15 protein-coding genes, 1 tRNA gene and 5 pseudogenes are annotated in these 21,359 nt (G+C 60.8%); 15 read left to right on the top strand and 6 right to left on the bottom strand.

The features are described 5' to 3' along the window. Positions 1-21 precede the first annotated feature (21 nt). The 14 genes and pseudogenes from ACVISU_RS30285 (at position 22) to ACVISU_RS30350 (ending at position 13,650) form a co-directional block, all read left to right on the top strand. On the top strand, positions 22-2,010 hold the full coding sequence (locus ACVISU_RS30285; RefSeq protein WP_456709389.1) for a conjugal transfer protein TraG: 1,989 nt from the start codon (positions 22-24) through the stop codon (positions 2,008-2,010). A gap of 6 nt (positions 2,011-2,016) precedes the next feature. Then, on the top strand, positions 2,017-2,442 hold the full coding sequence (locus ACVISU_RS30290; RefSeq protein ID WP_456709390.1) for a ribbon-helix-helix domain-containing protein: 426 nt from the start codon (positions 2,017-2,019) through the stop codon (positions 2,440-2,442). 132 nt (positions 2,443-2,574) lie between these two features. Further along, complete coding sequence (locus ACVISU_RS30295; RefSeq protein WP_456710937.1) at positions 2,575-3,903, top strand: MFS transporter; 1,329 nt, start codon at positions 2,575-2,577, stop codon at positions 3,901-3,903. A gap of 216 nt (positions 3,904-4,119) precedes the next feature. Further along, positions 4,120-5,033: pseudogene (gene trbB / locus ACVISU_RS30300) on the top strand (P-type conjugative transfer ATPase TrbB). Between the two features lie 55 nt (positions 5,034-5,088). Next, entirely contained in the window at positions 5,089-5,361 is a 273-nt protein-coding gene (locus tag ACVISU_RS30305) for a TrbC/VirB2 family protein (protein WP_244486413.1), read from the top strand. Next, complete coding sequence (locus ACVISU_RS30310) at positions 5,361-5,624, top strand: VirB3 family type IV secretion system protein (protein ID WP_165127949.1); 264 nt, start codon at positions 5,361-5,363, stop codon at positions 5,622-5,624. The genes ACVISU_RS30305 and ACVISU_RS30310 overlap by 1 nt, the downstream gene beginning before the upstream one ends. Before the next feature lie 9 nt (positions 5,625-5,633). Then, positions 5,634-8,080 (top strand): annotated as a pseudogene (trbE, locus tag ACVISU_RS30315) (conjugal transfer protein TrbE). Then, positions 8,077-8,804, top strand: a pseudogene (gene trbJ, locus ACVISU_RS30320) (P-type conjugative transfer protein TrbJ). Before trbE ends, trbJ begins: the two co-directional pseudogenes overlap by 4 nt. Next, positions 8,804-9,172, top strand: coding sequence for a putative entry exclusion protein TrbK-alt (trbK-alt, locus tag ACVISU_RS30325; protein ID WP_456709391.1), 369 nt, complete (start codon positions 8,804-8,806; stop codon positions 9,170-9,172). The pseudogene trbJ and the gene trbK-alt overlap by 1 nt, the downstream one beginning before the upstream one ends. Next, entirely contained in the window at positions 9,169-10,398 is a 1,230-nt protein-coding gene (trbL, locus tag ACVISU_RS30330) for a P-type conjugative transfer protein TrbL (RefSeq protein WP_456709392.1), read from the top strand. The genes trbK-alt and trbL overlap by 4 nt, the downstream gene beginning before the upstream one ends. 93 nt (positions 10,399-10,491) lie before the next feature. Continuing rightward, positions 10,492-11,169 (top strand): conjugal transfer protein TrbF, encoded by a 678-nt coding sequence (trbF, locus tag ACVISU_RS30335; RefSeq protein ID WP_456709393.1) that lies wholly within the window; start codon positions 10,492-10,494, stop codon positions 11,167-11,169. Further along, a pseudogene (gene trbG, locus ACVISU_RS30340) lies at positions 11,166-12,201 on the top strand (P-type conjugative transfer protein TrbG). Before trbF ends, trbG begins: the two are co-directional and overlap by 4 nt. Beyond that, positions 12,198-13,409: pseudogene (locus tag ACVISU_RS30345) on the top strand (TrbI/VirB10 family protein). The pseudogenes trbG and ACVISU_RS30345 overlap by 4 nt, the downstream one beginning before the upstream one ends. Positions 13,410-13,413: 4 nt before the next feature. Then, positions 13,414-13,650: a DUF2274 domain-containing protein gene (locus ACVISU_RS30350; protein ID WP_229195521.1), complete on the top strand. Its 237-nt coding sequence runs from the start codon at positions 13,414-13,416 to the stop codon at positions 13,648-13,650. Between the two features lie 194 nt (positions 13,651-13,844). Here ACVISU_RS30350 and ACVISU_RS30355 read toward each other — a convergent pair whose 3' ends face one another. From ACVISU_RS30355 to ACVISU_RS30365, 3 genes are all read right to left on the bottom strand, one after another. After that, the gene (locus tag ACVISU_RS30355; protein ID WP_456709394.1) at positions 13,845-14,753 is read right to left on the bottom strand and encodes a TauD/TfdA dioxygenase family protein; all 909 of its coding nucleotides are present in this window, start codon (positions 14,751-14,753) and stop codon (positions 13,845-13,847) included. A gap of 246 nt (positions 14,754-14,999) precedes the next feature. Next, positions 15,000-15,680, bottom strand: a complete 681-nt coding sequence (locus tag ACVISU_RS30360; protein ID WP_456709395.1) for an HAD family hydrolase — start codon at positions 15,678-15,680, stop codon at positions 15,000-15,002. Positions 15,681-16,345: 665 nt separating this feature from the next. Next, on the bottom strand, positions 16,346-16,975 hold the full coding sequence (locus ACVISU_RS30365; protein WP_456709396.1) for an FMN-binding negative transcriptional regulator: 630 nt from the start codon (positions 16,973-16,975) through the stop codon (positions 16,346-16,348). 1,046 nt (positions 16,976-18,021) lie between these two features. Between ACVISU_RS30365 and ACVISU_RS30370 the strand changes: the two genes are divergently transcribed. Continuing rightward, complete coding sequence (locus ACVISU_RS30370) at positions 18,022-18,294, top strand: hypothetical protein (protein WP_456709397.1); 273 nt, start codon at positions 18,022-18,024, stop codon at positions 18,292-18,294. A 775-nt stretch (positions 18,295-19,069) separates the two neighbouring features. On the opposite strand, the gene ACVISU_RS30375 is transcribed toward ACVISU_RS30370, so the two are convergent. From ACVISU_RS30375 to ACVISU_RS30385, 3 genes are all read right to left on the bottom strand, one after another. Further along, a tRNA-Val gene (locus ACVISU_RS30375) sits at positions 19,070-19,144 on the bottom strand. Positions 19,145-19,254: 110 nt separating this feature from the next. Next, complete coding sequence (locus tag ACVISU_RS30380) at positions 19,255-20,541, bottom strand: hypothetical protein (RefSeq protein ID WP_456709398.1); 1,287 nt, start codon at positions 20,539-20,541, stop codon at positions 19,255-19,257. A 143-nt stretch (positions 20,542-20,684) separates the two neighbouring features. Continuing rightward, complete coding sequence (locus tag ACVISU_RS30385; RefSeq protein WP_063695545.1) at positions 20,685-21,290, bottom strand: DUF1134 domain-containing protein; 606 nt, start codon at positions 21,288-21,290, stop codon at positions 20,685-20,687. Between the last annotated feature and the right edge of the window lie 69 nt (positions 21,291-21,359).

Here is a 21,359-nt window from a genome sequence, read left to right on the forward strand (position 1 = left end):
GTTGCGGAAGGGACGTTCGGAATGTCCGGAACCAAAATCCTCTGGGGGCAGGTGATCGTTGTCGGCCTGATCGTTCTGCTGGCCATCTGGGGAGCAACAGAGTGGACGGCTTGGCGGCTCGCCTATCAACCGGAGCTTGGCCGGCCCTGGTTCGAACTGTTGGGCCTCAAGATCTATTACCCACCGATCTTCTTTTGGTGGTGGTTCGTCTACGATGCTTATGCGCCTCAGGTCTTTGTCGAGGGAGCCTTCATCGCCGCGTCCGGGACCTTCGTTTCGATCGCGGCGGCGATCGGCATGTCGGTGTGGCGTGCGCGTGAAGCCAAGAACGTCGAGACCTATGGCTCAGCGCGCTGGGCTGATGCGGAAGAGATTCGAGTGGCGGGACTTCTTGGTCCGGACGGTGTGGTGCTCGGCGAACTCGACCGCGACTACCTCCGTCATGACGGACCGGAGCACGTGCTGTGTTTCGCGCCCACCCGGTCCGGCAAAGGCGTTGGTCTCGTCGTTCCCTCTCTTCTTGTATGGCCGGGTTCGGCCATTGTGCACGACATCAAGGGCGAGAACTGGCAACTGACCGCCGGCTTCCGCTCGCGGCATGGCCGCGTCCTGTTGTTCGACCCCACCAACCCAAAGTCATCAGCTTACAATCCGCTCCTCGAAGTCCGACGTGGGGAATGGGAGGTTCGCGACGTCCAGAACGTGGCCGACGTCCTGGTCGACCCCGAAGGCTCGCTCGACAAGCGGAACCACTGGGAGAAGACCAGTCATTCGCTCCTGGTCGGCGCCATACTCCATGTTCTCTATGCTGAGGCAGACAAGACCCTGGCCGGCGTCGCAGCTTTCCTATCCGATCCGAAGCGGCCGATCGAGGCCACGTTGAAGGCGATGATGACCAGCCGGCACCTTGGCGAGCATGGTGCCCATCCCGTGGTCGCCTCAACCGCGCGCGAACTCCTCAACAAATCCGAGAACGAACGTTCAGGCGTCCTGTCCACCGCGATGTCGTTCCTCGGCCTTTACCGCGATCCCGTCGTGGCCCAGGTGACCTGTCGCTGCGACTGGCGGATTGCCGATCTGATCGCAGATAGCCGACCGGCGACGCTTTACCTTGTGGTGCCACCTTCTGATATCTCGCGAACCAAACCATTGATTCGTCTGGTGCTGAATCAGATCGGCCGGCGCCTAACCGAGGACTTACACGCCCGCGATCGCCGGCATCGCGTTCTGATGATGCTCGACGAGTTCCCGGCACTCGGACGGCTTGATTTCTTCGAGTCCGCGCTGGCCTTCATGGCGGGATACGGCATCAAGAGTTTCTTGATCGCGCAATCGCTCAATCAGATCGAGAAGGCCTACGGCCCCAACAACGCCATTCTCGACAATTGTCACGTCCGCGTCAGTTTCGCGACCAACGACGAGCGGACGGCCAAAAGGGTGTCCGACGCGCTGGGTACGGCGACCGAGATGCGGGCGATGAAGAACTACGCCGGGCACAGGTTGAACCCATGGCTGGGGCACCTCATGGTCTCGCGCCAGGAGACGGCGAGGCCGCTCTTGACCCCCGGCGAAGTCATGCAGCTTCCACCGATGGACGAGATCGTGATGGTGGCTGGCACGCCGCCAATCCGGGCGAAGAAGGTCCGCTACTACGAGGATCAGCGATTTACCGAGCGTGTCTTGCCACCGCCCGAGCCGGCGGCATCAGGTCAGTCATCGCGAACGGACGGATGGTCAACACTTGGAACTCTGAAGCCGACGCGAGGTCCAGCTGACAAAGCCGCGGAGGTCGAGGAAGATGCGGCGAACAGCGGGCTCCGTCGTGAGCCCGAACTCGCCGATCACGTCGCGATCGCTAAGGAGACGACCGAACCGACGCCGGCAGAGGAATTTGCGGCCGTTCTTGACGACGACGAGGATGCCATCCGTCAGTCCCGGCTCATACGCCAGCAGATGCGCGGTGTCGCCCGTCAAGTCGCCATGGACCCGAATGACGGTATGGAGCTCTGAGGCAATATGCGCGACCGGATGAACGTCTACTTCCCACCGGAGATTCTGAAACAGATATCGGAGCTTGCCGATCGCAAGAAGCTTTCCCGGTCTGCGATCGTAGAGGCGGCGGTTGCTTCGTTCCTGTCGCCGGACGGCGCGGACAGGCGGGAGGCAGCGTTTACCCGGCGCCTAGATCGGCTTTCCCGTCAGATGCAGAGACTGGAACGCGACGTCGGTTTGACCGCCGAGAGCTTGGCCCTGTTCATCCGTTTCTGGCTGACGATCACGCCACCGCTACCCAACGACGCGCAGGCAGCCGCACAGGCAAAGGGCCGGGAGCGCTTTGAAGGATTTGTCCAGGCGCTCGGTCGGCGTTTGCAAAAGGGGCAAAGCTTTCTGCGCGAAATTCCAGAAGATATACGCCGTCAGGAACCGGCCGAAGAAATCTGATTGAACCATGTAGAAAGACCATTTCGCCGGTCTTTCTTTTTCTACCCCAGCCTACGACCGCAGCGATTTAGCCGAACTGACAAAAGCTGGACGCGCTATCGGCTCGAGCGAGCTGAGAGCAAAGGGGCCAGCATGCAAATTTCAACAGCATGGCGTCGAATCGCGCGCGTCTTTCTGCCTTTTGCAGCTGGGTCCTATTTCTCTTATCTGTTTCGAACGATCAACGCTCTGATCGCCAGCCATCTCAGCTCGGATACGGGCGTTGGTGCTGCTGATCTCGGGTTGCTTACGTCAGTCTATTTTTTTGTTTTCGCAGCGGTTCAGATCCCCATCGGTATTCTATTGGACCGCTTTGGTCCACGTCGCGTCCAGAGCGTTTTGCTGTTGCTCGCAGCAGTCGGCGCCGGACTATTCGCGGTATCGAACGGCTTCCTACTCCTCTTGATCGCGCGCGCAATGATCGGGCTTGGTGTCGCGGCGTCGCTCACGGCAGGACTGAAGTCCATCATCCTTTGGTTCCCCAGGGAGCGAGTTGCGTTGCTCAATGGCTACATGATCATGTTGGGATCGCTTGGAGCAGTGACCGCCACAGCTCCCGTCGAATACCTGCTTGGCTGGATGGGCTGGCGGCAGCTCTTTGACATCATTGCACTCGCGACCGGTACGACAGCCATTCTCATCTACGTCGTAGTGCCTGAACGAAGCGTGGCCCCATCAACAGCGGCCGCTTCCCTGAGCTCCGTCTTCAGCGATCGGCGCTTTTGGCGAATGGCACCGTTGTCGGCGACTTGCGTTGGATCGTCCTGGTCCCTGCAGGGATTGTGGGCATCGCCGTGGCTGACAGACGTCGAGGGGTTTGACCGTTCAAGTCTTGTCAGACAACTGTTCATAATGTCGATCATGCTTGGCGGCGGTGCCTGGCTGTTCGGCATGACGGTTCATCACATCAAACGAAGGGGAATCGGGGCGGAGACGATATTAAGGATCGTTGCAGTCTTGCTTATCGCAGCCGAGCTGGCCTTGATCCTGCGAGCGCCTCTGCCGTCCATTTTTCCTTGGTCCGTTGTCGCAATTGCCGGAACGGCGACTGTGGTCAGTTTTGCGGTAATAGCGGATTACTTTCCGCCTGAGCTTGCTGGTCGTGCCAATGGCGCTTTGAACGTCTTGCACTTTGGCTGGGCCTTTCTGGCGCAATCTGCAACAGGCCTGATCCTTTCGCAATGGGCGACGAACGATGGCCATAGGCCCGTCCAAGCCTATCAAGTCGCTTTTGGTCTCAACGTAGTACTGCAGATCGCGACGCTGGTCTGGTTCGCGCTGCCCTGGCGCCGATCCATCGCTTCGTGGATGAGTTCAATCCTCTTCTTCAGGCCGGCTGACATTCGCTGCGCTGTCGAGTCAGTTGGGTTGTATGAGGATTCGGTCATCCTCTTGCCCGCGAATGACGATGTGGAGTGGTGAGCAAGCCACTCCCAGCGAACCGTCACCTCAAGCATCAATTCTCAGACTTTCTTTTTCTACGCTAGTCCACGATCGTTGAAGCCGCTTGTTGCGCCAAGTCCATCGGTGCCTTTTCTAATCATCCCCATCTTAGGCGCCCCGTAGGCGCCTCGTTTAGTGGGGGCGGCGGTGGCAATTCATTCCATTCAATCGGAAGCGAATTCGCGCGGCGCGCGAATGCTGCGCAGCGCGCTTGGCTCTGCGATTGCCGGCTACCTCGAAGACGAAGCGATCATCGAGGTGATGCTCAATCCGGATGGGCGGTTGTGGATCGACCGGTTGTCGAATGGCCTGATCGACACAGGCGAAACTTTATCGGCGGCGGACGGCGAGCGCATTGTTCGCCTGGTAGCGCACCATGTAGGTGCGGAGGTGCATGCCGGCTCGCCGCGGGTCTCGGCCGAATTGCCTGGGACAGGCGAGCGCTTCGAAGGGCTGTTGCCTCCGGTCGTTGCGGCACCGGCCTTTGCTATCCGCAAGCCGGCAGTGGCGGTGTTCACGCTCGACGACTACGTCGCCAGGGGGATCATGACCTCGGAGCAGGCGAGGAACCTGAGGGACGCGGTCGCGGCACGGAAAAACATCCTCGTCGCCGGCGGGACATCGACCGGCAAGACAACCTTGACGAACGCGCGCTGGCCGAGGTCGCGAAGAGCTCCGATCGGGTCGTGCTGATCGAAGATACGCGCGAACTCCAATGTAAGGCGCCTAATCTCGTAGCTTTGCGGACCAAAGATGGGGTGGCCACGCTTTCCGACCTGGTTCGCTCATCGCTGCGATTGCGCCCGGATCGCATTCCGGTTGGCGAGGTTCGCGGTGCCGAAGCGCTCGACCTGCTCAAGGCCTGGGGCACCGGTCACCCCGGTGGCATCGGGACTATCCATGCGGGCAGCGCGCTCGGCGCGCTGCGGCGACTCGAGCAACTCATCCAGGAAGCCGTCATCACGGTTCCGCGCGCCCTGATCGCGGAGACCATCAACGTTATCGTCGTGCTGGCGGGGCGCGGCGCCGACCGTCGCCTCGCTGAACTCGCCATCGTCACCGGGCTCGGGGCCGCCGGTGACTACAACCTTTCATCAGCAGGAGACTGACATGCGCCCGCAATTTCGTTTTCTTCGAGATGTCGCTTCACTGACCACGTCCGGGATGGTTCTTTTGGCGTCAGCACCGGCGTGGGCTGCCGGCTCGAATATGCCGTGGGAGCAGCCACTCAATCAGATCCTGCAGTCGGTTGAAGGCCCGGTCGCCAAGATCATCGCTGTCATTATCATTGTCGTGACCGGGCTCACGCTCGCGTTCGGGGACTCGTCAGGTGGCTTCCGCAGGCTGATCCAGATCGTGTTCGGTCTGTCGATCGCGTTTGCCGCCTCGAGTTTCTTCCTGTCGTTCTTCTCCTTCGGCGGCGGCGTGGTGATCTGATGGATGACCCGGTCGCAGGTTTTGTCGTGCCCGTTCACCGCGCACTCACCGAGCCGATCTTGATGGGCGGCGCGCCGCGGTCGGTTGCGATTGTCAACGGCACGCTTGCGGCAGCCCTGGGGCTGGGACTTCGGCTCTGGATCGCGGGTCTTGTCCTCTGGTTCATCGGCCACATGGCCGCCGTCTGGGCCGCCAAGCGCGATCCTGCCTTCGTCGATGTGGTGCGCCGACATCTGCGCATTCCCGGTCACCTCAACACCTGAGCCTCGGTCATGATGAATCTTGCCGAATATCGCCATTCCAGCGCGCGCCTCGCCGACTTCCTGCCCTGGGCAGCGCTCGTCGACGAGGGAATCATCCTGAACAAGGACGGCTCGTTCCAGCGGATAGCAAAGTTCCGAGGACCGGACCTCGATAGCGCAGTGCCGGCCGAACTCGTCGCCGTCGCGGGCCGCTTGAATAACGCTCTGCGCCGCCTGGGATCAGGCTGGGCTGTGTTCGTTGAGGCGCAGCGGCATTTTGCCGGAGCCTATCCTGCGAGCACCTTTCCGGATGTCGCGTCTGCGCTGGTTGACGCGGAACGCAGGGCTCAATTCGAGGAGGCGGGCGCCCACTATGAGTCCAGCTACTTCCTGACCTTCCTCTATCTGCCTCCGGAGGAAGGGGCCGCCAGGGCAGAGCAACTGCTTTACGAAGGTCGCGACCGCACCGTCGGAGCCGACGCGCGCGAGGTCCTCCGTGGGTTTATCGACCAGACAAGCCGTGTGCTTCAACTCGTCGAAGGTTTCATGCCCGAATGTGCCTGGCTCGATGATCAGGACACGCTGACCTACCTGCACTCGACGATCTCGACCAAACGTCACCGCGTTCGGGTGCCCGAAATACCGATGTATATCGACGCGCTCTTGGCCGACCAGCCGCTGACCGGCGGGCTCGAGCCGATGCTGGGCTCGGCCAATGTGCGAGTTCTGACGATCGTGGGCTTTCCGGGGGCGACGACTCCGGGGATCCTGGACGACCTGAATCGCCTGGCATTCTCGTATCGGTGGTCGACCCGAGCGATCATGCTCGACAAGACCGATGCCACCAAGCTGCTGACCAAAATCCGCCGTCAGTGGTTCGCCAAGAGAAAATCCATCGGTGCCATCCTCAAGGAGGTCATGACCAACGAGGCATCGACGCTGCTCGATACCGACGCCCACAACAAGGCGCTTGATGCCGACGCGGCATTGCAGGAACTGGGGTCGGATCAGATCGGACAAGCCTTTGTCACGGCGACAATAACTGTCTGGGACCGCGATACTAACGCCGCCGATGAGAAGCTCCGTCTCGTCGAGAAAGTCATTCAGGGGCGCGATTTCACGTGCATGATCGAGACGGTGAACGCCGTCGAAGCCTGGCTCGGCAGTCTGCCGGGGCACGTCTACGCCAACGTGCGGCAGCCACCGGTGTCGACCCTCAACCTCGCCCATATGATTCCGATGTCGGCCGTTTGGGCGGGCGAGGCGAGGGATCTGCACTTCAAGGGTCCGCCGCTTCTGTTCGGCAAGACGGAGGGATCTACTCCCTTCCGATTCTCGCTCCACGTCGGCGACGTCGGCCACACCCCTCGTGGTCGGCCCGACTGGCGCCGGCAAATCCGTGTTGCTGGCTCTGATGGCGCTGCAATTCCGCCGCTATCCGAACTCTCAGGTCTTCGCGTTCGATTTCGGTGGTTCGATCCGGGCGGCCGCGCTCGCCATGGGTGGCGACTGGCACGATTTAGGTGGTGCCTTGTCGGACGGGGACGAAAACCCCGTCGCCCTGCAGCCGCTGGCCTGGATCGACGATCCTTCCGAGCGGGGATGGGCCACCGAGTGGATCGGGGCCATCCTGGCACGGGAAAAGGTCGAGATCACTCCTGAGGTCAAGGATCATCTGTGGTCGGCGCTGACATCTCTCGCTTCGGCGCCGAGGCAGGAACGGACCTTGACGGGCCTGTCAGTCCTTCTTCAATTGAACTCCCTGAAGCGCGCCCTGCAACCATATTGCCTGGGCGGACCTTCCGGGCGCTTGCTTGATGCCGAATTCGAGCGTCTCGGCGAGGCGTCGGTCCAGGCGTTTGAGACCGAAGGCTTGATCGGAACGAGTGCGGCGCCGGCCGTGCTGGCGTACCTCTTCCATCGTATTGGTGATCGTCTCGATGGCCGGCCGACACTCCTGATTGTCGACGAGGGGTGGCTTGCCCTCGATGACGAGCATTTTGCGGGGCAACTCCGGGAATGGCTGAAGACGCTTCGGAAAAAGAACGCGTCCGTCATCTTCGCCACCCAGTCGCTTTCGGACATTGACGGCTCCGCGATCGCGCCGGCGATCATCGAAAGCTGCCCAACGCGCCTGTTGCTGCCGAACGAACGAGCGATCGAACCGCAGATCACTGCGATCTATCGCCGTTTCGGCCTCAATGATCGCCAGATCGAGCTTCTGAGCCGGGCAACGCCCAAGCAAGCGCGACTACTACTGCCAGTCTCGTCGCGGCAACCGGATGTTCGAACTTGGCCTTGGTGAGGTTGCGCTCGCCTTCACCGCGGCCTCTTCCAAGACAGACCAGGCCGCCATCTCGCTACTCATCGCCGAGCATGGACCTGACGGTTTCGTGCCGGCCTGGCTCCAGCACCGTGGCGTCGCCTGGGCGACAGATCTGATTCCCAATCTCGTCAATCTGGAGAATTCGCTATGAGACCTCTTGGCCTATTGGCGACCACGGCCGCCTTCGCGCTGCTGCTCGGCGTTACGCCGCCCGCACGGGCGCTGATCGTCTTTGATCCCACCAACTACGTCCAGAATGTCCTGACGGCCGCGCGGGAGCTCCAGCAGATCAATAATCAGATCACCTCGTTGCAGAACGAGGCGCAGATGCTGATCAACCAGGCCAGGAATCTGGCAAACCTGCCGTATTCGTCGCTGCAGCAACTGCAATCATCGATCCAGCGGACCCAGCAATTGCTGGCGCAGGCACAGCGCATTGCCTACGACGTGCAGCAGATCGATCGTGCCTTCTCGACCAGCTATGCACCGGCGACCGGCAGCCAGTCGAGCCAGTTACTCATCTCCAACGCTCAATCGCGCTGGCAAATACTTACTCGGCAACTCAGGACGCGCTTCGCGTCCAGGCCGGCATCGTCGGCAACCTCGACACCAATCGTATCCAGACATCCACACTCGTAACGTCGAGCCAGGGTGCCAGCGGCGCGCTGCAGGCAACCCAGGCTGGCAATCAGATCCTTGCGTTGAACGCGCAGCAGCTCGCCGACCTCACCGCCGTCATGACGGCGCAGGGCAGGGCGCAGAGCCTTGAAGCCGCTCAGCGCGCATCGGCTCAAGATCAAGGCCGAGAACAGCTTCGGCGGTTCCTGACACCGGGGCAGGGCTATCAATCCTCCAACGTGCAGATGTTTCACTGATGACCAACATCCGGGCATTCAAGGCGCTGTCGCTGCTTACGACGATCGGCCTGGTGGCCGTCGCCGCCTGCACGATTCAGCTGCGTGGCGGAGACGATTCTCCGCCGACACCGCAGGCGGGGCAGACGACCGATGCAACCGCCTCCGATCTCGCACGCTGCCGCGGCGTCACTCCAGAGGAGACGGCAGGCTATCGCCACTGCCAGCAGATTTGGGCTGAAAACCGGCGTCGGTTCCTTGGCAAGAAAGGCGGCGTTGTAGTTTCTGGCCACGATGACTCGGCCAGTTCGGCGCCTGCCCCAAAAGATCAAAGCCGGATCCCGCAGGGATTTCCGAACCTGGCGGCACCTGAGGCGAGCAAGCCATGACCGGTACGGGGATCATTGACCAGTTTCTGGAAACATTCACGCGTTATGTCGATAACGGATTCGGGTTGCTGGGAAGTGACGTCGGTTATCTCGCGACGACTCTTGCCGCGATCGACATCACACTCGCCGCCTTGTTCTGGAGTTGGGGAACGGACGAGGACATCGTCGCACGTCTCGTCAAGAAGACGCTTTTCGTCGGCGTCTTTGCCTACCTCATCGGCAACTGGAATGGCTTGGCGCGCATTGTTTTCGAGAGTTTTGCGGGTCTTGGGCTGAAAGCATCGGGCGCAAGCCTGTCCGCATCCGACTTTCTGAGACCGGGAAAGATCGCTCAAGTCGGACTCGATGCCGGCCGACCGTTGCTCGATTCGATCTCCAACCTGATGGGCTACATCAGTTTCTTCGAGAATTTCGTCCAGATCGTCATCCTCCTGTTCGCCTGGGTCGTAGTGTTGCTCGCCTTCTTCATTTTGGCGATTCAGCTCTTTGTCACCCTGATTGAGTTCACACTCACGACACTGGCCGGCTTCGTGCTCATTCCATTTGGTCTGTTTGGCAAGACCGCCTTTGCGGCGGAGCGGGTTTTGGGCAATGTCATATCTTCAGGGATCAAGGTTCTGGTCCTGGCCGTCATCATAGGCATCGGCTCGACCCTGTTCTCGCAGTTCACCGCTGGTTTCGGCGGCGCACAGCCGACCATTGAAGACGCGATGACACTGGTGCTCGCGGCGCTCTCCTTGCTGGGGCTCGGCATCTTCGGTCCGGGTATCGCAAACGGCCTGGTGTCGGGCGGACCTCAGCTCGGCGCGGGTGCCGCGATTGGAACAGGCCTTGCTGCCGGCGGCATTGTTGCGGCAGGCGCAGGTGTTGTTGCCGGTGGCGCTGGCCTCGCTGGTGGGGCGATTGCAGGCGCCGCGCGCGGTGGCGGCGCTGTCATAAGCGGAGCATCAGCCGCCTATCGAAGCGGAGGCCTTGCTGGCGTCGCGGAGGCTGGCACTTCGGCTGCAATGAGTCCGTTACGTCGTGCGGCGGGTGCGCTCAGCGGAAGTGGGGAAACCGGCGCACAGGCCGCGAGCACCTCGGCCGAAGGTCAGCCCGATTGGGCGCGGCGCATGAAGCGTGCCGAGACTATTCGGCACGGCGCATCGGTAGCCGGCCACGCGGCTCGCTCAGGCGATCACGGCGGCAGCGGCTCCTCCGTCGATTTGTCTGAAGGAGAGCGCTGAGACGCACCACTGCATCCCCAACGCAGAGCAGCACCTCAAACCCTTCCCTCGCACGACTTGAAACCGATCACTTGATCGCAGGGGCAAACATCGATGTTCAAACGACCATCAGTTCATTACGGGCGCATGCCCGAACCGATCACGCCTTATCAAAAGGCAGCCCAAGTTTGGGACGAACGCATTGGATCTGCCCGCGTGCAGGCCAAGAATTGGCGCTTGATGGCGTTCGGCTGCCTGATGCTATCCGCTGGCCTAGCAGGTAGCCTTGTCTGGCAGTCGAGCCAAGGATCGATCACGCCGTGGGTGGTCGAAGTGGATCATCTCGGCCAGGCTCAAAGGGTTGCGCCGGCCAACATCGACTATCAACCGACTGATGCGCAGATCGCCTACCATCTGGCGCGCTTCATCGAGGATGTCAGAGGTCTGCCGGCGGACGGCATCGTTCTGCGAAAAAACTGGCTCAGGGCCTATGACTTTACGACAGATCGCGGCGCCGCTGCGCTCAACGACTACGCGCGCAACAACGATCCCTTTGCCAAGCTGGGTAAGGCGCAAATCTCCGTCGACGTCTCGAGCGTCATTCGCGCCTCTTCGGAAAGCTTTCGCGTCGGGTGGACTCAGCGCACCTACGACAACGGATCGTTGAGTTCGACGGAGCGTTGGACCGCGATTCTTACGATCGTGATCGAAACGCCGCGCGATGCCGAACGCCTGCGCAAAAACCCTCTTGGCGTCCGCGCCATCAACTGGTCAAAGGAGTTGAGTCAGTGACCAAGCCGCCGTCCGACGTTCATTCGAAGCGTTTCCTCCCGCACAGCAAGCTCAATGTGCCTCGGTCCGAGTTCGTGACCTCAAAGCGAGCGCTCCTGTCGGCGCTCTTGCTTTGTTCGTCGGCGCTCGGCGGGTGCGCGACCTACGTACCGCCGGAGATCAGCTATGACGCGGAGGTCCCGCCGCTGCCGGCAGCTCCAGTGGGCACTGGACGACAGCTTGCGGCCGCTTCACGTTCCACCGCTCTGGAAGCCAACTCTCGGCGGCAAATCGGCCGAGAAAGAAAAGCCCGAACCCGTGAGCCGGGTTGAGACGGCAAACAGCGCAGCGAGGGTCGAACCGCGCAAACGTGGGTATTTCAACGCGGCGCAAATCTACGCCTACAGTCCTGGCGCTCTCTATCAGGTGTACGCCGCGCCCGGGCAGATCACGGATATCGCGCTCGAGGAAGGAGAACAGTTGATGGGATCAGGGCCGATCGCGGCCGGAGATACCGTACGCTGGGTCGTGGGCGATACCGAGAGCGGGAGCGGCGACACGCGGCGCGTCCATATCCTGGTCAAGCCGACCCGAGCTTCGATTGAGACCAACCTGGTGGTCAATACTGACCGGCGCACTTACCTGATCGAACTCCGCTCCCGCGAGCGACCATACATGCCGTCTGTTGCCTGGTACTATCCAGAAACCGCACGTGACCGTTCACGTGCAGTCGCTCTGAAACCCGTTCTTCCGGATCCGGCGCAGCGCATCTCTCGCTATGCCATCGAAGGGGACAGTCCTCCCTGGCGGCCGATCGCCGCATATGACGATGGCCGCAAGGTCTATGTCGAATTCCCGCAAGGCATCGTGCAGGGCGAGATGCCTCCGCTCTTCGTCATCGGTCCAGACGGCAAGACCGAACTCGTCAACTACCGCGCCTACGGGAACGTATTGATCGTCGATCGGCTGTTTGCTGCCGCCGAATTGCGGCTTGGCGGCGAGCACCAGCAGAAGGTCCGTATTGTCAGGACCGACGGGAGGCCGTCGTCATGAATACTCGGAATCCCAACGATCACGAGCAAGCAGTTCCGCCAGCGACACAAGGCGAGCCGTCCGAAAGCTTCCGCTTGAGAGCTGAGCAGCCGCGCGTCACGCGGTTGTCGCGGAAGGTCTTGGCCGGCGGAAGCGCCGTTGCATTGCTCGTCATCGGCGGAACCGTGTTGTGGTCGCTACAGAGCAATCGCTCCCGTAATCAAACGGCCGATGAGCTTTACAGTACCGACCACCACAATGTTGCGGACGGTATTACGACGCTGCCGAAGGACTATGCTGGCGTTCCGCGCCAACCCGTCCCACAGCTTGGTCCGCCGCTCCCCGGGGATCTCGGTCGACCGATCCTTGCCGCTCAAGGCCAGTTGCCGGCGATCGGCGCTGATCCGGACCAGCAGCGCCGAGATCAGGAGTCCGAGGCAGCCCGCATCAGTCATCTATTCGCTTCGACCAATGGAGGATGAGTGCGTGCGCCCACCGCTGCAGCGGTTGCAAGCGATCGCGCCGTGCTACCGAACGCAACGGGCACTGGCGACGATGGGTCTGCGCAGAACGGCCAGGACCGCAAGCTTGCCTTCGTGAACGCCTCTGTGGATCGTCGCACGGTAAGTCCTGACCGCATTACCCGGCCGGCTTCACCCTACATCGTACAGGCTGGAACTGTGATTCCGGGAGCTCTGATTACGGGGATTAGATCGGATCTTCCAGGCCAAATCACCGCGCAGGTGACAGACAACGTGTACGACTCACCCACCGGTCGATTCTTGTTAGTGCCGCAGGGCGCGCGTCTGATCGGGGTCTACGACAGCCAGGTCACTTTCGGCCAGTCACGCGTCCTACTCGTCTGGACCCGGCTGATCATGCCGAATGGACGTTCCATCGTTCTCGAGCGACAACCTGGCGCTGACGCTGCCGGATATGCAGGCCTCGAAGATCAGGTCGATAATCACTGGGGCGAGCTGTTCAAGGCTGCAGCGCTATCGACGTTTCTGGCGGTCGGGACTGAACTGGGGGTCGGCTCGGACACCAACAGCAACGACAGCGCCATCATCCAGGCATTACGACACGGTGCCTCCGACTCCCTAAACCAAACCGGACAGCAGGTGGTTCGACGCAGTCTCAACATCCAGCCTACTTTGACCGTACGACCTGGTTTCCCGGTTCGTGTTCTTGTCAATCGTGACCTCATACTTACGCCGTATAGAGGGTGACAACATGCCAAAGCTCAAAATAGGAGAGCTTCCAGATGACAAGCCGGTCAAAGTGAGTGCGGAACTGCCGGCGGCCGTGCATCGCGATCTCATCGCATATGCAGAAGCCCTTACGCTTCAAGGTGGTCAAGTGGTCGAACCGACTAAGCTCATCGCTCCCATGTTGGCGCGCTTTATGGCCACGGATCGAGGATTTTCTAAATTGAAACGTGGCGGCCGCGTACCGGTAGCCGGCGAATGACAGTGATGCTCAAGGCTTCTCGAAGCTGCCGGTCAAAGCTAACAGTACGATGCATCAACCGAGACGCTGCCGGGTTTGGCCCGTGAGCTAAGATATCGTGTCGGAAAGCGTGTTCCTGCGTCTGCCCCGAAATAACGCCGATCACCGGGCTTTCTCTGTCTTCAGATGCAAGAGCGCCTGGCGTCGATGGGCATTTATTCGGTCACCTTCAGGCGCGGTACGCTACTCCGGCCATCGACGCTGATAGGCACGTCGCCCTCGATTGTCGCCCGACGTACGACGCGATGCCCGTCCCCGTAATCGTTGACGGCGTAATGCTGCGTTGCGCGGTTATCCCATATCGCGATATCGCCCTCTAACCAGTTCCAGCGCACAGTGTTTTCGGGCGCGGTGATGTGAGACTGGAACAGATCGAAGAGCTTTTGTCCGTCGTATTTGGAGATCCCAACAAAGTGCTTCACCAAAGCACCGAGCACTAGCGTCCGCTCGCCTGTTTCGGGGTGGACGCGCACGACGGGATGCTCGGTCTCAAAAACCGTTCTGGTGAATACCTCGTCGAAGTGTTTCTTGTCCACCTCGCGGACACGCGCGATCCCGGCGTAATCGAAAACGTTGCTGTGAACGGCCCATAGCTCCTCGGCAAGCCGTTGTAGCGGCGGCGGCAGATCGAGATACGCGGAAGCTGTGTTTGACCACACGGTGTCGCCTCCGTAAGCTGGCATTACTACGGCCCGCAGGACTAAAATCTTGGGATAGGCATCGGCGAAGGTCCCATCCGCATGCCAAACATCGGCACGGCCGCCGCCGCGAGTGGAGTCCAGTTCGAGGAGCGAGGCCGTCCCCCTGGCGGCGCCAAGCATCGGATGAGGCGTTAGCTTTCCAAGACGAGCAGCAAAGCGCTCCTGTTCAACGTCATTGAGATGTCGTTGGTTGCGGAAGAAGATCACCTTGTGCTCGAGCAGCAAGCTGTTGATCGCAGCGATCGTGCGGTCCGGTAGATCGCCCGATAGCTCGATATTTTTGACTTCGGCACCGATGCGCGCTGCACGTTTCAGAACATCGGCGCCCGGAATGACGTCACCGATCAAAGCCGTTGTGCTCATGTTGTTTTTCCAAGCCCTTGAAGTTTCTGCTTCTCGGGGTGGATGATCTTCAGCAAGCAACGTGCCAGGCGAAAGAAGAACATGTAGCCTCCATGGAAACGAATTGCGCTAATTGGCGCGAGTTCTCGGACCAACCGATGATTCGACCGAACGACAAAGAAGCGCGATCGTCGACCTCACCCATCGAATATGGTGCAAAGAGAGCGGCAGCCGACGGAAGACATTCGGTTATGTTATTGCAATCACTCAACTGCCCTCAAAAAGGCAATGCTTCCGTAAGATTGGTAATAATTCATGATGATCATAAATCATGTAGTCGGGCCCTGCCGCGCGTAAGCGCCCTTCGGAAACATATCCTCCCACGATTGATACGTTGATAAGGCCAAGATTGCGAGCAATCTCGGTCTCAACTGGCATATCGCCCACGATGACAGTTCTTTCTGGGGATAGATCATTGGCCTGCATATACAAGCGCAGCCGTTCTTGCTTGCTCATGCTCCTAAACTGAGTTGCGCGGCTCTCAAATGCCAAAATGTCGGTGACGTGAGTCTTGATCCCAAGTCTTCGCAATTGTGTGCGAATTGGTCCAACAATGTGGTGGCTGACAATGACGGTTTGGATGGCTTGCTGATCAGCGGCGAGCAAAACATTTCGAGCCCCTTTACGTAAGGCCGCGTTGCGCGCCAGAAACTCGTAAGTGTCGTGAAAAATGGCGTTGTCGTTGCTCTGTAGGACTTCGATTTCATCTTTCGACATGTCTAGGTTGCGGAAAAGAGCCGAAGGAGGAAGTTCGAACCTCTCTCGAAGCTTGTGCATATCCACAGCTGCGCGACCGAAGCGGCTCAAAATTGCATTGATGGTTTGCAGCACTGCGTTGGCATCATCGAGCAGCGTGCCATTCCAGTCGAAAATAATTGCGGATTTCATGCATGAACCTAAGGCAAATGTGATCGTGCGATAGAATGTGTTCGAGACTTAGATATTTACTCGTCTACATGTCTGGGGCGATCGTCGCGGTTCGAACAGAGTCGTCACGGGTGCAGCGCGCGCCAGTGAGTTGAACAGGCGGACCGTTCTTCCGAGGCGAGAGGGCGGGTGGAGAGCGTACGCATTGCTGCTTCTGTAGCTCTATTTCTGGATTGATTTAGTTGAAGCAATGGCCATGCCAGCCAGCGTTGGCATGCAATAAGGCCGGAAGGGCTTTGGAAGGTCTCAACGCTTACTATGCGCGCTGCACTGGACCTGACACGACATTGCGTCTCTGTCAGAATACGAACAAGAGTCTACATGGTGCGGTAAGTTCGAGCTGACCGTTCCGTAAGTGAATTTTGCGAGTTAATCGATGGGCTAGGTTGATCTCTCCGAGATCGGTTCACTCCGGTGGGGCAAATTGGATTCTCAGACTCTCGGAATACTAAGTCGAAGCTCCGGGGTGTTGAACAACTTTCGACTGAGAGGCCGCCGCTGCAGCCAATCCTTAATGCCTCGACCGGCGTCACGGCAAGACTAATGCCGCTGGGGCCCGTGAGAGCAGATGTAGGCTCGCTTTCTGTCGACCGGCCCTGTTGGCGCTAGTCATGCACATTGTCGCCTCAGCCCTGAATCAGGATAAGAGCTGCAACTTCCTGATCCCGTGGCAGTTTGCTCGCCGCCAAGCCGGTGGCGACACCAAGGCGGTCAGGAGCGGGACGGTTTTGACTCATCTTGCGCTTGCCTTCGACCCTGGTGATGGGGATGCGCACGCCGACGATCCCACGCAACTGGGCGGCGATGAAATCCGCGGGAGCATCGCTGACAGCCCAAGGCGTCGCTCGTGACGTCTCATGGATATTCGTCAGACGCGTCACGATTTCAAGCAGGCGATCGGGATCCTCGAAGAACTCGGTCGGCCCATGGGCGTGGACCGCGATGTAATTCCATGTCGGCACCTCACGTTCAGATTGTCGTTTGCTGGGATACCAGGATGGCGTCACATAAGCCTCTGCGCCAGCAAAGATCGCGAGAGCTTCTCCGATCGGGGGCGTGCGCCATTGCGGATTGCCCTTCGCTAGATGGCCGTACAGCGCGCCGTGTTTGCCTTCGCTCTCATCGAGAAAGAGCGGAAGAGGCGTCGCAAGGGGCCCGTCAGACGTGGCCGTGATCAGGTTGGCCAATCGGGCGCACCGGATTGTCGCTCGAATGTTCTCCAGGTCGTCATCTCGAAAGTGGGGTGGTATGTACATGAAGGTTCTCCGTTGGAGGTCGTCGAGATAAACCCAGGTCAGTATGCTAGAAAACTGCCAGTTTCAGTCGGCCTGTAGAGGTTCCACGTTGGATCGAGCTGCCTTGCTCGTGGCCCCGCCGGCTGATGATCGCACCCCTCACGCACTTCTGGGGCCGTGAAGAAGCTGAGCAAGGCAATTGTAATGGACCGGGCGGCAAGTCCGGGTGCACCGGTAGCTCGGTTTTATTCGTCGCTCTGAACGTCTGGCTTTCCTTGAACTGCTGCCCGTTGCCCGAGCCATATTCTTAACTTGAATCTACGACAGCGGATTGCTGAGGGCAGAGAATACGGCGGTGCCTCACGGGTATGATTGCGAGCCGGCGCGACGCGAGTGCGCACTGAGAGGGGCCGCTGGACTAAAGAGCCGTTGGCTCGATCGCCGCTGGAGGATCTCGTCGCTTGGCAACAGCTTCGGGCAGGCTCACCGAAAAAGCCGCAGGACGCTTCGTTACGGCGATATGAATCCGAAGCGAAGGCCAAACTGGCCGCGTTCGACGGGATGATCTCCCTGAAAGATAGACGTGGCTGGGATGGATCGGGCGCCGCCTGTCGGTCTGTGAAGTTTCGTCCGGTGGGCTTGTCGAACCGCCTTCCCCGCAATTCATCGATCCGATCCAAGAGTCGCTGGCCCGTCCCAACAAATATTTTTCTACCAATATCCGCATGAACATAGCTGGTTCGCGAGAGCCACCGGGGCGTAGGACTCCACACGATTCGAATTGTCTTTCCACAGGCGAACGACTATGGCATCCAACCCGGAATGGCGGGCTGCGGCGCGTCAATTGCGCGACATGTGGGAACACAAGGCTTGGCCCGACGAGCCGCTCGGCCCGGTTGGGCCAATGCATTCTCCGATTGGATCGAGAGATTCGGTTTCCGGCGCGTCTCGGACGCGGTTCAGATGGCGTCGGCTCCCCGTCTGAGGACGGCTAGCGCTTGCCTCCGGACATTCGGGACATTCCGAGATACGCCGTGGTAGAGCGCGCCGCGGATCGGGAGCCCGGGATGAAGGGCTGTTATCTCGTCCGCGGCAGGATGCGCTTGAAATTCTACTGCTCGGGAGGCGATGACGAGGTCCTCAAGCTGCTAAGGCACGCAATGCGCGCGGGAGTTTCAGAGTCTGCAATGCACCATGCCGTCGATGATAACACTACGCTTGAGGACTGCTTTGCGGCGATGGGTGTAGACCGCACGGCGTTCCGCATTGCCTTGGGGCATCCGATCGTCGACTTGCGTCCCAAAGGACAGCAGGTTTTCGTCCGGCAAGATCCAGAGTGACGAGTTTGAGAGGCCTATCTGCGGAGGACGAGTGGCCGGGGCGCGCCGATCAGCAGGCTGGGGGCTGGTGTTTTCCGAGTCGTTTTCCACCGGCTGATCCCCACCCAAGAAGGCGAGGCGGTGAGACCGCGCCAGCGAACGATCAGCTCGGGACCCGCGCTATTCAATCCTCGTGGTCAGCGTCCTTTCTGCTAGATTTCTCGGCTGCTTCGACGATCGCCTGCCTTCCTCACGATCTCCTTGCGAAGACGCTGTTTGGCGCACATGCGCCGCTTCCTGACCGGCGCGCCGGGCGTCGGGGGCGCCGTGTCGGCCGGCCGGAATCTTCGGTTCGGCGTCGGCGCGAAGCCATCCTGGGAACCCGCATTCCAAGGATTGGAAATCGGAGCGGATCCGGAACCGGACCACCGGCGGGACCGCTCGCACCCGGTTTCCGGCTTCCTGTCGTCCGTGGAATCGAATCCTTCGAACGCCGGGGGGCGCCGGGCGGGCTCTCCCGTCGCATCGGCGCCAGTTCGCCTGTCGCGCGAAAACCCAGTTCGTCGCGCGTGACGCCTGAGCAACAGCACCGAAGACGCTGCTGGCAGGCTCGTAGATGCAGCCTGACCAAGGGATCAGCCAAGCGCATTGATCGGCCTCGAAATTGCGGCGGCTGGGACAGGAGGCGGTTCTTTGCCAGCCGTGCCGCAAGCGATGTGCCCCCGTTGTGCCCCGACTTTTCTGGGGCATACGCTAAGGGAATCGATCTATTAAGTCTTTGAAATCTGGAGCTAAATGGTGGACGCACAAGGGATCGAACCTTGGACCTCTCCCGTGTGAAGGGAACGCTCTCCCGCTGAGCTATGCGTCCGGGATCTGACATACCAAGGGCCGTTGCCGGCCGGTCGAAAATGGGCGCTTCGTCAGAGCGTGCGATTTACGAAGTGCCGGGCAGGGGTGTCAAGCCAAACCCTGCAGGAATTAAGCGCCTTGCTGGCGGGCGCGGGAGGCGTGTGACTGCAGCGCCCGGATGCGCTCGGCGAGCGTGCCGCCGCCTTCGGGCATCCCGCTGCCCGGCGGGACGCCATTTGCGGCGCCGTTGGCGGCCGCCTTGGCCGGCACGGTCGGCTCCGCCGCCAGCATCGCCTCGATCGCCGAATTGGGGCCTTCGAGCTGGATCGCGAGCTTGGCCACCTCGGCGGCGATGTCGTTGATGCGCTCGCGCAGCAGCGCGTTCTCCATCCGCTCGGTCGCCCAGGAACTCTCGGCCTGCTGCTGGATCGCGTTGATGTCGCGCTGCAGCTTGCCGCGATCGTCGCGGGCGACACGCAGCTGCTCCTCGACCGCCGCCTTCTCCTGGCGCAGCTTCTCGAGCACGGACGATTTGCCGCCGCTTGCCGCAGCGATCTCCTCGCGCAGCTCCTGCATCGTCCGCTCGGCGGCGGCGTTGGCCTGCTTGAGCTGGCTGTTCTCGAATTCGCGTTCTGCAAGCAGCTTGCCCTGGGTCGCAAGCCGGGTCTCGAGATCGACGACGCGGTTGCCGAGCATCTCGGCTTCCTTGACCTGAACGATCAGCTGGCGGTCGAGATCGGTCACCCGCTGGCTCAGATTCTCGACCCGGCCGCGCGCGTCCGTGAGATCGCGCGTTGCGGTCTCCGACTGGTTGCGCTCCTGGGCGAGGCGGGCCTCGGTCGCCGCGAACTCCCTGGCGGCATCGCTGACGCGGTTCTTCAACTCCTCGACCTGGGTCCGCACCGCGACCAGCTCGACCTGACGGCTGTCCGCCTTCATCGAGCGGTCGCTGAGCTCGGCGTTGATCTTGCCGAGCTCGCTTTGCTTGTCGGTCAGCGCCTGCTCGGCGTTGCGCAACAGCTCGGTCTTGGCGGAAAACTCTTCCTCGGTGGCGCGAAGCTGCTCCTTCATCGCCTTCTCGCGCGCCTCCAGAGCGAAGATCGCGGCGTTCTTCTCGCCGAGCTCGATCTTCATGCGGTTGATCGCATCGGTCTTCTTGCCGAGTTCGGCGAGCTGGCTCGTGGTCTTGCTCTTGAGCTGGTCGACGCTCATCTCGAGCCGGCGGGCCGACATGGCAAATTCGGCGCGGAGCTGGTCCTTGTCGGCCTGGATCTCGGCCATCGACAGCGGGGTGGCCGCCTCCATGCGGCGCGTGGTCAGCCGCACCGCCCGGTTATGCACCAGCGGAACGATCATCAGGCCACAGAGCATCGAGATCAGGAAACCGATCGCCGCGTACATGATCGGCTCGATCATGAAGGGTCACTCCAAAGCAAAGAAGGAATTTGTTAATCACAATGCCACGGCGGGCCGGCCAAAGGCCAGCCCGATTGCCGCGTTAAGGTGAATCGCTAACCGCGCCGAAGCGCCCGGCACAGTCGCCCGATCGGCGCAGCGACCTAGAACGGGTTCCAGGTCGCGCGCGGGGTGTATTTGAGATAGCCGACGCTGGCACCGAGCCGCAGGCCGATGCCGGAGCGAATCGGGACCAGCACGATGTTGTTGGCGGTCAGTGCCGTCATGCCGAAGCCGCCGACGATATAGGCCGAGCCGTCGATGCCGACGAAGCGCTGATAGATCGCCTGCGTCGAGGGCAGGTTGTAGACCAGCGTCATGGTGCGGGCGCCGTCGCCGCCCCAGTCGAATCCGACCGAGGGGCCTTGCCAGTAGACCCTGAGGTCGCCGGCGTTCTTGGTGTAGAGCGTGCCTTCGCCATAGCGCAACCCAGCCACGAAAGCGCCGGAGCCTTCCTCGCCGAGCACGTAACCGTTGGGCAGGCCCCATTGGCTGACCGCGCGCTCGATCACCGAGGCGAGCCCGCGCGAGACGTTGCCGAAGAACTTGTGGCCGGCGCCGACCAACTCGTCGGGCCCGTAAGTATACGGTGTCTGCTCACGCTGCGGCGGTGGATATTGCGGTGGTGGGGGCTGCTGCGCGGACGCCCCTGCGCTCCAGCACATCAGCGCGGCAAACGCGACCGCGGCAAGGCGTGATGCGAAAGTCATTAAGAACCCCTGCTATCGAAATCCGGGCGTTGCCCTTTAACCTGATGCCAACAGGCACGGCTCTAGGTT

This window comes from Bradyrhizobium sp. USDA 4452, from assembly GCF_054063575.1.

Excerpts from the sequence above, each read along its gene's own strand:
- ACVISU_RS30285 (WP_456709389.1), top strand. The coding sequence starts at position 22 with ATGTCCGGAACCAAAATCCTCTGGGGGCAGGTGATCGTTGTCGGCCTG.
- ACVISU_RS30290 (WP_456709390.1), top strand. The coding sequence starts at position 2,017 with ATGCGCGACCGGATGAACGTCTACTTCCCACCGGAGATTCTGAAACAG.
- ACVISU_RS30295 (WP_456710937.1), top strand. The coding sequence starts at position 2,575 with ATGCAAATTTCAACAGCATGGCGTCGAATCGCGCGCGTCTTTCTGCCT.
- ACVISU_RS30305 (WP_244486413.1), top strand. The coding sequence starts at position 5,089 with ATGGTTCTTTTGGCGTCAGCACCGGCGTGGGCTGCCGGCTCGAATATG.
- ACVISU_RS30310 (WP_165127949.1), top strand. The coding sequence starts at position 5,361 with ATGGATGACCCGGTCGCAGGTTTTGTCGTGCCCGTTCACCGCGCACTC.
- trbK-alt (WP_456709391.1), top strand. The coding sequence starts at position 8,804 with ATGACCAACATCCGGGCATTCAAGGCGCTGTCGCTGCTTACGACGATC.
- trbL (WP_456709392.1), top strand. The coding sequence starts at position 9,169 with ATGACCGGTACGGGGATCATTGACCAGTTTCTGGAAACATTCACGCGT.
- trbF (WP_456709393.1), top strand. The coding sequence starts at position 10,492 with ATGTTCAAACGACCATCAGTTCATTACGGGCGCATGCCCGAACCGATC.
- ACVISU_RS30350 (WP_229195521.1), top strand. The coding sequence starts at position 13,414 with ATGCCAAAGCTCAAAATAGGAGAGCTTCCAGATGACAAGCCGGTCAAA.
- ACVISU_RS30355 (WP_456709394.1), bottom strand. The coding sequence starts at position 14,753 with ATGAGCACAACGGCTTTGATCGGTGACGTCATTCCGGGCGCCGATGTT.
- ACVISU_RS30360 (WP_456709395.1), bottom strand. The coding sequence starts at position 15,680 with ATGAAATCCGCAATTATTTTCGACTGGAATGGCACGCTGCTCGATGAT.
- ACVISU_RS30365 (WP_456709396.1), bottom strand. The coding sequence starts at position 16,975 with ATGTACATACCACCCCACTTTCGAGATGACGACCTGGAGAACATTCGA.
- ACVISU_RS30370 (WP_456709397.1), top strand. The coding sequence starts at position 18,022 with ATGAAGGGCTGTTATCTCGTCCGCGGCAGGATGCGCTTGAAATTCTAC.
- ACVISU_RS30380 (WP_456709398.1), bottom strand. The coding sequence starts at position 20,541 with ATGATCGAGCCGATCATGTACGCGGCGATCGGTTTCCTGATCTCGATG.
- ACVISU_RS30385 (WP_063695545.1), bottom strand. The coding sequence starts at position 21,290 with ATGACTTTCGCATCACGCCTTGCCGCGGTCGCGTTTGCCGCGCTGATG.